Raw genomic sequence first — 10,125 nt, 5'->3', positions numbered from 1 at the left:
CCCCGAAACAGTCCTGCAATGCTGTCGATATTTCCGATTATTTCTCGGTGATGTGTGGGTTCACACTAATGAACGTCAGGAAGAATCGTTTAGAAGCGAAAATGTCCAATTTTACCTCGCGTGAGTTTACATAGCACGACGCGAACCGCAATATTCCGAGCCAAAGTAAATTATATACGAAAACAATATAACGCCGGCGGGTGTCGATTTTGCCATGAACAGGAGGGTTCTCCCGTGAGCGTACTTCAACGCGACCCGCAGGACCAGGTACGAGTGCTCGACGAGGACGGGACCGTCGTCGGCGAGGTCCCCGACATCGACGACGAGACGCTCGTCGAGATGTACCGATACATGCGTCTCGCCCGGCACTTCGACACGCGGGCGGTGAGTCTCCAACGGCAGGGGCGGATGGGGACGTATCCGCCGCTGTCGGGACAGGAAGGCGCACAAATCGGGAGCGCAATCGCGCTCGACGAGCAGGACTGGATGGTCCCGAGCTATCGCGAACACGGCGCGTCGCTGCTCCGGGGGCTTCCGCTGAAGCAGACGCTTCTGTACTGGATGGGCCACGAGAAGGGCAACGAGATGCCCGAGGGCGTGAACCTCTTTCCGCCCGCGGTCCCCATCGCCTCGCAGATTCCCCACGCGACCGGCGCGGCGTGGGCGAAGAAGCTTCGGGGCGAGGACGACACGGCCGTCATCTGTTACTTCGGTGACGGCGCGACCTCCGAGGGCGACTTCCACGAGGGGCTGAACTTCGCGGGCGTCTTCGACACCCCGAACGTCTTCTTCTGTAACAACAACCAGTGGGCCATCTCGGTGCCGCGGGAGCGGCAGACCGCCGCCGAGACGCTGGCGCAGAAGGCGACCGCCTACGGTATCGACGGCGTGCAGGTCGACGGGATGGACCCGCTCGCGGTCTACTCCGTGACGAAGGCGGCGCTCGACAAGGCCAAGAACCCCGGCGAGGGCGAGGGCCGACCGACGCTCATCGAGGCGGTCCAGTACCGCTTCGGCGCGCACACGACCGCCGACGACCCGACCGTCTACCGCGACGACGACGAGGTCGAGGAGTGGAAGGCGAAAGACCCCATTCCGCGGCTGGAATCGTTCCTCCGCGAGACGGGCCGCATCGACGACGAGGCCGTCGAGGCCATCGAAGAAGACGTGAAACAGCGGGTCGCGGACGCCATCGAGGCGGCCGAGTCCGACCCGCGTCCGGACCCGAGCGAGATGTTCGATTACGCCTACGCCGAGCGGACGCCGGAGATTCAGGCACAGTACGAGGAGTTCGAAGCGCTCCGCGAGAAGTTCGGCGACGAAGGATTCCTCAGAGAATGAGCAGTCAGAACCTCACCATCGTGCAGGCGGTACGGGACGGTCTCTACACCGAGATGAACCTCGACGACGAGGTGCTCGTCATGGGCGAGGACGTCGGCAAGAACGGCGGCGTCTTCCGGGCCACGGAGGGCCTCTGGGACGAGTTCGGCGACGACCGCGTCATCGACACGCCGCTGGCCGAATCGGGCATCGTCGGCACGGCCGTCGGCATGGCCGCGATGGGGCTGAAGCCGGTCCCCGAGATTCAGTTCTCCGGCTTCATGTACCCCGGATTCGACCAAATCGTGAGCCACATGTCGCGGTTCCGCAACCGCACCCGCGGCCGATACACCCTCCCCATGGTGCTCCGCGCGCCCTACGGCGGCGGCATCCGCGCCCCCGAGTCGCACTCGGAGTCCAAGGAGATGTTCTACGCGCACGAGGCCGGCCTGAAGGTCGTCATCCCCTCGACGCCGTACGACACGAAGGGACTGCTCATCTCCGCCATCCGCGACCCCGACCCGGTCATCTTCATGGAGCCGAAGCTCATCTACCGGGCGTTCCGCGGCGAGGTCCCGGAAGACGACTACACGGTCCCTATCGGCGAGGCCGCGGTCCGCCGCGAGGGCACGGACGTGTCCGTGTTCACCTTCGGTGCGATGACGCGCCCGACGCTGGAGGCCGTCGAGAACCTCGAAGAGGAGGGCATCGACGCCGAAGTCGTGGACATCCGCACCATCTCGCCGCTCGACCGCGAGACCATCGTCGAGTCGTTCAAGAAGACCGGCCGCGCGGTGGTCGTCCACGAGGCCCCGAAGAACGGCGGCCTCGGCGCCGAAATCACGGCGACGATTCAGGAGGAGGCGCTGCTCTACCAGGAAGCGCCGGTCAAGCGCGTCGCGGGCTACGACGTTCCGTACCCGCTGTACGCGCTGGAGGACTACTACCTCCCCTCGGTCGCCCGCGTCGAAGAAGGTATTCGTGAGGCGGTGAACTTCTGAACGATGGCGCTCAAGGAATTCAAACTCCCCGACGTCGGCGAAGGCGTCGCGGAAGGCGAACTCGTAACGTGGCACGTCGCGCCGGGCGACGAGGTAACCGAAGACCAGGTGCTCGCGGAGGTCGAGACCGACAAGGCGCTCGTCGACGTGCCCTCGCCGTTCAACGGGACGGTGAAGGAACTCCTCGCCGAGGAGGGTGAGGTCGTCCCCGTCGGCAACGTCATCATCACCATTCAGGAGGATGGCGACGACGAGGAGGCCGCCGAGGCCGCCGACGCCGACGCCGAGGAGACGACCGACAGCGACGACGCGCAGGCGTCCGACGCCGGCGGCGAGAGCGACGAGGACTCCGGGTCCGACGGGCGCGTGTTCGCCCCGCCGAGCGTCCGCCGCCTCGCCCGCGAACTCGGCGTCAGTCTCGAATCCGTCGACGGCAGCGGCCCGAGCGGCCGCGTGACCGAAGGCGACGTTCGCGCCGCCGCGGAAGACGACGGCGGCGAGGACGAACCCAGCGGCCCGCGGAGCGTCCAGACCAACGGGAAGTCCGCGACCGCGAAGCGCGACGAGGGAACGTCTGCGTCCGCGTCCGCCGCCGCGTCGGCCGAGAGCGCCGACCGCGAGCAGACGCTCGCCGCGCCCGCGACCCGCGCGCTGGCCAAGGAGGAGGGCGTCGATATCAACGCCGTCCCCGCGACCGAGATGCGCGACGGCGAGGCGTTCGTCTCGCCCGAGGCCGTCCAGGAGTACGCGCAGGCCCAGCGCGAGGCGCAGGCCGCGGACGCCGAGGCGGTGTCCGCCGAGGCCGACGCCGGAACCGCGACCGCCGAGGCGACAAGCGAGTCGACGGCGGCCGAGAGCGCCGAGGCCGAGACCGGCCCCGGTGCCGGCGAGCGCGTCCCCTACAAGGGCGTCCGCAAGGCCATCGGCGACCAGATGCAGCGCTCGAAGTACACCGCGCCGCACGTCACCCACCACGACGAGGTGGACGTGACCGAACTCGTCGAACTGCGCGAGCGACTCAAGCCGGTCGCCGAGGAGCGCGGCTCGCGGCTGACCTACATGCCGTTCGTGATGAAGGCCGTCATCGCGGCGCTGAAGGACTTCCCGTACCTCAACTCGCAACTCGACGAGGAGAACGAGGAAATCGTCCTGCGCGACGAGTACAACATCGGCGTCGCGGCCGCGACCGACGCCGGCCTGCTCGTCCCCGTCGTCCACGACGCGGACCGCAAGGGCATGCTCGAACTCGCCGACGAGATGAACGAGAAGGTCGAGAAGGCCCGCAACCGCAAGATTTCGCCCGGCGAGATGCGCGGCGGCACCTTCACCATCACCAACATCGGCGGCATCGGCGGCGAGTACGCGACGCCCATCATCAACTACCCCGAGGTGGCAATTCTCGCGCTCGGAGCCATCAAAGACAAGCCCCGGGTCATCGACGGTGAGGTCGTGCCGCGAAAAGTCCTCACCCTCTCGCTGTCGTTCGACCACCGCATCGTCGACGGCGCGCAGGGCGCTCGATTCACGAACCGCGTGAAGGAACTGCTCGAAGACCCCAAACTGTTGGTGTTAGAATAATGGTCGTCGGAGACATCGCAACCGGAACCGAGGTGCTCGTCATCGGCGCGGGACCGGGCGGCTACGTCGCCGCCATCCGCGCCGCGCAGAACGGCCTCGACACGACGCTCGTCGAGAAGGACGCCTACGGGGGCACCTGCCTCAACTACGGCTGTATCCCCTCGAAGGCGCTCATCACGGGCGCGGACCTCGCCCACGAGGCGGGCAACGCCGAGGAGATGGGCATCCACGCCGACCCCGTCGTGGACATGTCGCAACTGCGCGACTGGAAGAACGGCGTCGTGGACCAACTCACCGGCGGCGTCGAGAAGCTCTGTAAGGCCAACGGCGTCAACCTCGTCGAGGGGACCGCCCGGTTCAAAGACGAAAACGCCGTCCGCATCGCCCACGGCGGCGAAGGACAGGGTTCGGAGACCATCGAGTTCGAACACTGTATCATCGCCACCGGCTCGCGCGTCATCCAGATTCCCGGCTTCGACTTCGGCGACGAGCCGGTGTGGTCGTCGCGCGACGCCCTCGAAGCCGACACCGTCCCCGAGCGACTGGTCGTCGTCGGCGGCGGCTACATCGGGATGGAGCTGTCCACGACGTTCGCAAAGCTCGGCGCGGACGTGACCGTCGTCGAGATGCTCGACGACATCCTGCCGGGCTACGAGTCCGACGTGGCACGGGTCGTCCGCAAGCGCGCCGAGGACCTCGGCATCGACATGCACTTCGGCGAGGGAGCCAGCGGCTGGCGCGACGAGGACGACGGTATCATGGTGACCACCGAGACCGAAGACGGCGAGGAAAACGAGTACCGCGCCGACAAGGTGCTCGTCGCCGTCGGGCGCTCGCCCGTCACCGACACGATGGACATCGAGAGCGCCGGCCTCGAAGCCGACGACCGCGGCTTCCTTTCGGTAGACGAGTGCCGCCGCACCGACGTGGAGCATATCTACGCCGTCGGCGACGTGGTCGAGGACACGCCGATGCTCGCGCACGTCGCCTCGAAGGAGGGCATCGTCGCCGCCGAGCACATCGCCGGCGAACCGGTCGCCTTCGACAGTCAAGCCGTCCCCGCCGCGGTGTTCACCGACCCCGAAATCGGCACGGTCGGCATGACCGAGGCCGACGCCGAGGAAGCCGGCTTCACGCCCGTCGTCGGGCAGATGCCCTTCCGGGCGTCCGGCCGCGCGCTGACGACGAACCACGCGGACGGCTTCGTCCGCGTCGTCGCCGACGAGGAGTCCGGCTTCGTCCTCGGGGCGCAAATCGTCGGCCCCGAGGCCTCGGAGCTAATCGCCGAACTCGCGTTCGCCATCGAGATGGGCGCGACGCTCGAAGACGTGGCCTCGACCATCCACACCCACCCGACGCTCGCGGAAGCGGTCATGGAGGCCGCCGAAAACGCGCTCGGACAGGCGATTCACACGCTGAATCGGTGAGGACCGGGCGAAAGAACGTTGGGATTATTTTTTAGGCGGTCAGGTCGGCGTCGAGTTCAGGGTCGAAGAGGTCCTCGACGCGACAGTCGAAATGCGCGGCCAACTTGAACGCCAGTTCGAGCGAGGGGTCGTACCGCTCGCGCTCGATGGCGTTGATGGTCTGACGGGTGACGCCGACCGCTTCGGCGAGTTCGCCCTGACTGAGGTCGGCGGCCTCGCGGCGCGTTCGGAGCCCGTTTTTCATGTCCGAGCGCGGACCCAGAGGTAGCACAGGGCGAAGAGCCCGAACAGTCCGACGTAGCCGTACAGCGCGCCCGAGAGGAACGGCGAGACCTCGAACAGTCCGAGCGTCGCGCCGAGGCGGGCGGCGGACGCACCGAGGACGAGAACCACCGCGGCGACGGTCATGGTGAGCTGACTCGCCCGCCGTTCGAGCGAGCGGTCGCGCTCGTCGAACAGCGCGACGTCGGTGCCGCGCCAGACGACGAGGGCGGCGACGATGCCGAGCCAGTAGACGGCCTCCCCGAGGACGGGGTAGTCGAGGAATCGGAGGGCGAGGGAGGCGAGGACGCCCGCCCCGATGGAGCCGAACAGCAGGCGTCGGTACCGCCGTTGTCTGGAGAGCCGAGGCGTCGGTGAGCGTTGGACCTGTGTCATGGTTCTGCGTAAAGCGCCGGTCGCGGGGAACCGGATGGAAAGCTCGCTTTACAGTAAAGTATACTTTACACATCGACTTAATCGTTGTCCCGGCCCGGTCGCGTCGCTCCGAGGTCCGCACAGTCGCAGAAAAAGCAGTTCAGCGTCGGCTCAGGGTCAGGTTTGAGGTCAGGGTCGCGGCCGCAGTCGCAGTCACCCGTCGTCGAACCACCACAGCGCCAGCATCGTCCCCACGACTGCCACGGCCGCGGGAATCGACTCGTCGACGCCGAGTGTGCGGAAGTCGAAGAGGACGACGCCCTCGAACAGGGCGGCGAGCGCGAGGGCCACGAAGACGAAGCCCGCCACCCAGATTTCGGGTGTGTTGACGTCGCTGATTGACATGCGCGGTGCTACGGCCCCAAATATGATAAGTGTTAGCAGGACCCAAACAGTCTACTCGTCGGCGTCGAGAATCCCGTGGCTCTCGAAGAGCTTTCCGAGTCGGTCCATGGAGGCGACGACGGCGTCACAGGCCGGTCGGACCGCGTCCTTGGGGACGAAACCGACCGAGAGGCCGGCGACTTCGAGCATCGGGAGGTCGTTCGCACCGTCGCCGACCGCGACCGTTCGGTCCATGGACACGTCGTGTTCGGCGGCGTGGTTCTCCAGCGCCGTGTCCTTCGTGCCCTCGATGAGCGACCCCTCCACGTCGCCGGTGAGTCGGCCGCCCTTCACGGGCAGGCGGTTCGAGACGATGTCGTCGACCTCGACGCCCTCCTTTTCGAGCGCGCGCTCGACGCCGCGTTCGAAGCCGCCGGTGAAGATGGCGACGTGGTGGCCGTAGTCGCGGAGTCGCTGGATGAGGTCGGCCGCGCCGGGGCGGAGTTCGACCTCGCCGTAGGCCTCCTCTGCGAGTTCCTCTTCGAGGCCTTCGAGGAGGCGGGCGCGCGACCGGAGGCTCTCCGCGTAGCTCATCTCGTCGTTCATGGCTCGCTCGGTGATGTCGGCCATCTCGTCGGCCGTGCCGTTCTTCTTGCCGAGGAGGACCGTCATCTCGGAGTCCGAGAGCGTGCCGTCGAAGTCGAAGGCGATGATGCGCATATCTGCCCGTCGTCGCCGCGGGGTTTCAAAGCTTCCGCGTCGGCAGTTATGCGGCGCGGGAGGGACGCGACCGGGTGACGAACGGGCGACCAACGGACGTCAGGCGGGGAGGAACCGCGGCGACGCCGCGCACAGCTATTTATCCGTCGTCTCCCTGACAACCACGTATGGACGACCTCCACGACGCCGAACACGAGACGCTCAGCGACGTCGAAGCCGACCTTGCCGACGACTTCGGCGAGGAAGGCGACACCCCGCTCCGGCAGTTCGTCCGGAGCCTGCGCGACCTCGACGAGGCCGACGTGCGCGCGGTCGGCCAGTACGACGGCGAGGCGTTCGAACTGCTCTACCTCCGCGAGGATATCGAAGACGCCCTCGGCCCGGACGCGCGCACCGAGCGCGTGAAGACGCTCGTGATGAAGGCGCTCGGCGAACCCGTCAACGAGCCAGAACTCGACGGTTACGGGGATTTGAACGCCGTCATCAGATGGTTCGACGAGGTCGTCGTCGCCATCTATCCGCACGACGAGTGGTCGGGGGCCATCGCGACGTTCGACCGAGCGAACTCGCCGCTGGTCGACCTCGCGTCGAAGCACCTGTCGTGAGAACGTTCGCGGGGCTGACGCGGCGCGCCGCCGCAGTCAGAGTCAGAGTCAGAGTCGAAGCGGCGTCCACGACCGGGGACCGTCGTCGAGGCCGCGGACCCGAAACTCCGGGTCGCCGTCGGTGTCGCGCGTCTCGACGAAGCCGTCGAACGGCTGTTTGAGGAGCGCGAGTTCGCGCTCGTCGACGAAGCCGGTGTCGAGCGTGAACACGCCCGTGAACCCCGCCGCCGAGATGCGACCCGTGATGACGTGCAGGAACTGGAACAGCCGCTTGAGGTCGGTGTACATCACGAGCGTCGAAAGAACGTGCAGGCCGACGCGGGCCGACCGACTCGCCTCGTAATGCTCCCGGAGCGACTCGGTCAGGTGGATGCCGATGCCGGTCAGGTCGCCGGGACTGGAGACGTACCGGAGGTTCCCCGCCTCGGGGCGGTCGTCGAGGAGGTCGGCGACGCTCGTCGTGTCGATGACCTCGAACTGCTCCGGGGGCGACCCGCTGATGTACGACAACTCCTGTGCGATGCTCGGCGCGGGCTTCTTGGTCGTCACGACGACCGTCCCCGCGTCGTCGCGCTCGCCGGGCGCGAGCATCGAGAGCATGAGCCGCCGCTTCCGCGTCATCGTCGGGCCGGCGATGAGCACGGACCCGGAGTCCGGAAGCGACACCTCGGGCGGTTGCGTCGCCGGCGAAGCGTTCTCGGGACGGAAGACCATCTACCGAACCTATCGGACTCGCGTAGATAATACTAGTGGGCGAGAACGTCGGACTACTCGAACCGTGCGAGACAGTCTCAATGTCACGATATCGGCCGTTGTGACAACCCTTAACCCGCACGGGTCTGACCCTACGCGCATGAAGGTACTCGTCACGGACCCGATCGCCGACGCGGGTCTGGACCGGTTACGCGAGGCCGGTTACGAGGTAGAGACCGCGTACGACGTCGAAGGTGACGCGCTGCTCGAAGCCGTCTCCGACGCGAACGGACTCATCGTCCGCTCCGGAACGCAGGTGACCGCCGAGGTGTTCGAGGCGGCGCCCGACCTCGTCATCGTCGGACGCGCCGGCATCGGCGTCGACAACATCGACATCGACGCCGCGACCCAACACGGCGTCATCGTCGCCAACGCGCCCGAGGGGAACGTCCGTGCCGCCGCCGAGCACACGGTCGCGATGGGCTTCGCCGCCGCGCGCTCGATTCCGCAGGCCCACGCCCGCCTGAAAGACGGCGAGTGGGCCAAGTCCGACTACCTCGGCAACGAGGTCAACGGCAAGACCCTCGGCGTCGTCGGCCTCGGCCGCGTCGGCCAGGAGGTCGCAAAGAAGTTCTCGTCGCTCGGGATGGACATCGTCGCCTACGACCCCTACATCGGCGAGGAGCGCGCCGACCAGCTGGGTGCCGAACTCGTCGAGTTCGACGCCTGTCTCGCCCGCGCCGACTTCCTCACCGTCCACACGCCGCTGACCCCCGAGACTGAGGGGCTCATCTCCACCGACGAACTCGAAACGATGGGAAGCGGCTACCTCATCAACTGCGCCCGCGGCGGCGTGGTCGCCGAGGCCGCGCTCGCCGAGGCCGTCGACGCCGACGTCATCGACGGGGCCGCAGTCGACGTGTTCGCCGACGAACCCGTCTCGCCCGACAACCCGCTTCTCTCCGTCGACGACGTGGTCGTCACGCCGCACCTCGGCGCGTCCACCTCGGCCGCACAGGAGAACGTCGCCGTCTCGACGGCCGACCAAATCGTTGCCGCGTTCCGCGACGAACCCGTCATCAACGCGCTCAACGCGCCCTCGGTCGACGAGAGCGCCTTCCCGCGCATCCAGCCCTACATCGGCCTCGCCGAGACCGCCGGCAAAATCGCCGCCCAACTGCTGGACGGCCGCCTCGGTGAGGTCGAGGTCACCTACACCGGTGACATCGCGGCCGAGGACATCGAACTCGTCACGGCCTCCGCGCTGAAGGGCGTCTTCGCGCCGCTCGAATGGCAGGTCAACGCCGTCAACGCCCCGCAGGTCGCCAAGGAGCGCGGCATCGAGGTCGTCGAGTCGAAGTCCCGCCAGTCGGACGACTTCCAGAGCCTCGTGACCGTCACCGTCCGCAACGGCGACGAGGAGATGACCGTCTCCGGGACGCTGTTCACCGGCGAGGACCCGCGCATCGTCCGCATCAACGGCTACCGTCTCGACGCCATCCCGCACGGCCAGATGCTCGTCGCCCGCAACTACGACAAGCCGGGCGTCATCGGCTTCATCGGGACCGTCCTCGGCGAGAACGACGTGAACATCGCCGGGATGTTCAACGCCCGCCGCGCGAAGGCCGGCGGCGAGGCGCTGACCGTCTACAACCTCGACGACGACGTGCCGGACAGCGTCCGCGAGAAACTCCTCGCCGACGACCGCATCATCGACGTGGACCTCATCACGCTCTGAAGCGGGCGACCCGCACCTCTTTC

11 protein-coding genes are annotated in these 10,125 nt (G+C 67.2%); 6 read left to right on the top strand and 5 right to left on the bottom strand.

Translation table 11 applies throughout. The annotated features are described in order from the left end of the window. Window positions 1–234 precede the first annotated feature (234 nt). Genes pdhA through lpdA form a run of 4 tightly spaced genes read left to right on the top strand, consistent with a single transcriptional unit; the run spans window position 235 to window position 5,326 of the window. Window positions 235–1,341 (top strand): pyruvate dehydrogenase (acetyl-transferring) E1 component subunit alpha, encoded by a 1,107-nt coding sequence (pdhA, locus tag AUR65_RS04305; protein WP_058568870.1) that lies wholly within the window; start codon window positions 235–237, stop codon window positions 1,339–1,341. Continuing rightward, on the top strand, window positions 1,338–2,321 hold the full coding sequence (locus AUR65_RS04300; RefSeq protein ID WP_058568869.1) for an alpha-ketoacid dehydrogenase subunit beta: 984 nt from the start codon (window positions 1,338–1,340) through the stop codon (window positions 2,319–2,321). Before pdhA ends, AUR65_RS04300 begins: the two co-directional genes overlap by 4 nt. A 3-nt stretch (window positions 2,322–2,324) precedes the next feature. Beyond that, a complete protein-coding gene (locus AUR65_RS04295; protein ID WP_058568868.1) occupies window positions 2,325–3,899 on the top strand; it encodes a 2-oxo acid dehydrogenase subunit E2 in 1,575 nt (524 codons plus the stop codon). Continuing rightward, window positions 3,899–5,326, top strand: a complete 1,428-nt coding sequence (lpdA, locus tag AUR65_RS04290; RefSeq protein WP_058568867.1) for a dihydrolipoyl dehydrogenase — start codon at window positions 3,899–3,901, stop codon at window positions 5,324–5,326. Before AUR65_RS04295 ends, lpdA begins: the two co-directional genes overlap by 1 nt. Before the next feature lie 31 nt (window positions 5,327–5,357). Here the strand turns inward: lpdA and AUR65_RS04285 are convergent, their stop codons facing one another. The 4 genes from AUR65_RS04285 to serB form a co-directional block, all read right to left on the bottom strand. Next, the gene (locus tag AUR65_RS04285; RefSeq protein WP_058568866.1) at window positions 5,358–5,570 is read right to left on the bottom strand and encodes a helix-turn-helix transcriptional regulator; all 213 of its coding nucleotides are present in this window, start codon (window positions 5,568–5,570) and stop codon (window positions 5,358–5,360) included. Further along, window positions 5,567–5,983, bottom strand: coding sequence for a DUF2178 domain-containing protein (locus AUR65_RS04280; protein ID WP_058568865.1), 417 nt, complete (start codon window positions 5,981–5,983; stop codon window positions 5,567–5,569). Before AUR65_RS04280 ends, AUR65_RS04285 begins: the two co-directional genes overlap by 4 nt. A 192-nt stretch (window positions 5,984–6,175) precedes the next feature. Further along, window positions 6,176–6,367 carry a hypothetical protein gene (locus AUR65_RS04275; protein WP_058568864.1) on the bottom strand — a complete coding sequence of 64 codons (192 nt, stop codon included), beginning with the start codon at window positions 6,365–6,367 and terminating at the stop codon, window positions 6,176–6,178. 51 nt (window positions 6,368–6,418) lie between these two features. Then, on the bottom strand, window positions 6,419–7,066 hold the full coding sequence (serB, locus tag AUR65_RS04270; protein ID WP_058568863.1) for a phosphoserine phosphatase SerB: 648 nt from the start codon (window positions 7,064–7,066) through the stop codon (window positions 6,419–6,421). A gap of 167 nt (window positions 7,067–7,233) precedes the next feature. Here serB and AUR65_RS04265 point away from each other — a divergent pair, with 167 nt between their 5' ends. Then, window positions 7,234–7,671 (top strand): hypothetical protein, encoded by a 438-nt coding sequence (locus AUR65_RS04265; RefSeq protein WP_058568862.1) that lies wholly within the window; start codon window positions 7,234–7,236, stop codon window positions 7,669–7,671. Between the two features lie 48 nt (window positions 7,672–7,719). Here AUR65_RS04265 and AUR65_RS04260 read toward each other — a convergent pair whose 3' ends face one another. Further along, the gene (locus AUR65_RS04260) at window positions 7,720–8,385 is read right to left on the bottom strand and encodes a DUF7504 family protein (protein WP_058568861.1); all 666 of its coding nucleotides are present in this window, start codon (window positions 8,383–8,385) and stop codon (window positions 7,720–7,722) included. 139 nt (window positions 8,386–8,524) lie between these two features. On the opposite strand from AUR65_RS04260, the gene serA reads away from it, so the two are divergent. Next, window positions 8,525–10,102, top strand: coding sequence for a phosphoglycerate dehydrogenase (gene serA, locus AUR65_RS04255; RefSeq protein WP_058568860.1), 1,578 nt, complete (start codon window positions 8,525–8,527; stop codon window positions 10,100–10,102). Window positions 10,103–10,125 lie beyond the last annotated feature (23 nt).

Source organism: Haloferax marisrubri (genome assembly GCF_001469875.2).
GTDB lineage: Archaea > Halobacteriota > Halobacteria > Halobacteriales > Haloferacaceae > Haloferax > Haloferax marisrubri.
This window is presented reverse-complemented; position numbering and strand designations above follow the sequence as displayed.

What these genes read in the sequence shown, in the direction of transcription:
- AUR65_RS04300 (WP_058568869.1), top strand. Translation starts at nt 1,338, where the DNA reads ATGAGCAGTCAGAACCTCACCATCGTGCAGGCGGTACGGGACGGTCTC.
- AUR65_RS04295 (WP_058568868.1), top strand. Translation starts at nt 2,325, where the DNA reads ATGGCGCTCAAGGAATTCAAACTCCCCGACGTCGGCGAAGGCGTCGCG.
- lpdA (WP_058568867.1), top strand. Translation starts at nt 3,899, where the DNA reads ATGGTCGTCGGAGACATCGCAACCGGAACCGAGGTGCTCGTCATCGGC.
- AUR65_RS04285 (WP_058568866.1), bottom strand. Translation starts at nt 5,570, where the DNA reads ATGAAAAACGGGCTCCGAACGCGCCGCGAGGCCGCCGACCTCAGTCAG.
- AUR65_RS04280 (WP_058568865.1), bottom strand. Translation starts at nt 5,983, where the DNA reads ATGACACAGGTCCAACGCTCACCGACGCCTCGGCTCTCCAGACAACGG.
- AUR65_RS04275 (WP_058568864.1), bottom strand. Translation starts at nt 6,367, where the DNA reads ATGTCAATCAGCGACGTCAACACACCCGAAATCTGGGTGGCGGGCTTC.
- serB (WP_058568863.1), bottom strand. Translation starts at nt 7,066, where the DNA reads ATGCGCATCATCGCCTTCGACTTCGACGGCACGCTCTCGGACTCCGAG.
- AUR65_RS04265 (WP_058568862.1), top strand. Translation starts at nt 7,234, where the DNA reads ATGGACGACCTCCACGACGCCGAACACGAGACGCTCAGCGACGTCGAA.
- AUR65_RS04260 (WP_058568861.1), bottom strand. Translation starts at nt 8,385, where the DNA reads ATGGTCTTCCGTCCCGAGAACGCTTCGCCGGCGACGCAACCGCCCGAG.
- serA (WP_058568860.1), top strand. Translation starts at nt 8,525, where the DNA reads ATGAAGGTACTCGTCACGGACCCGATCGCCGACGCGGGTCTGGACCGG.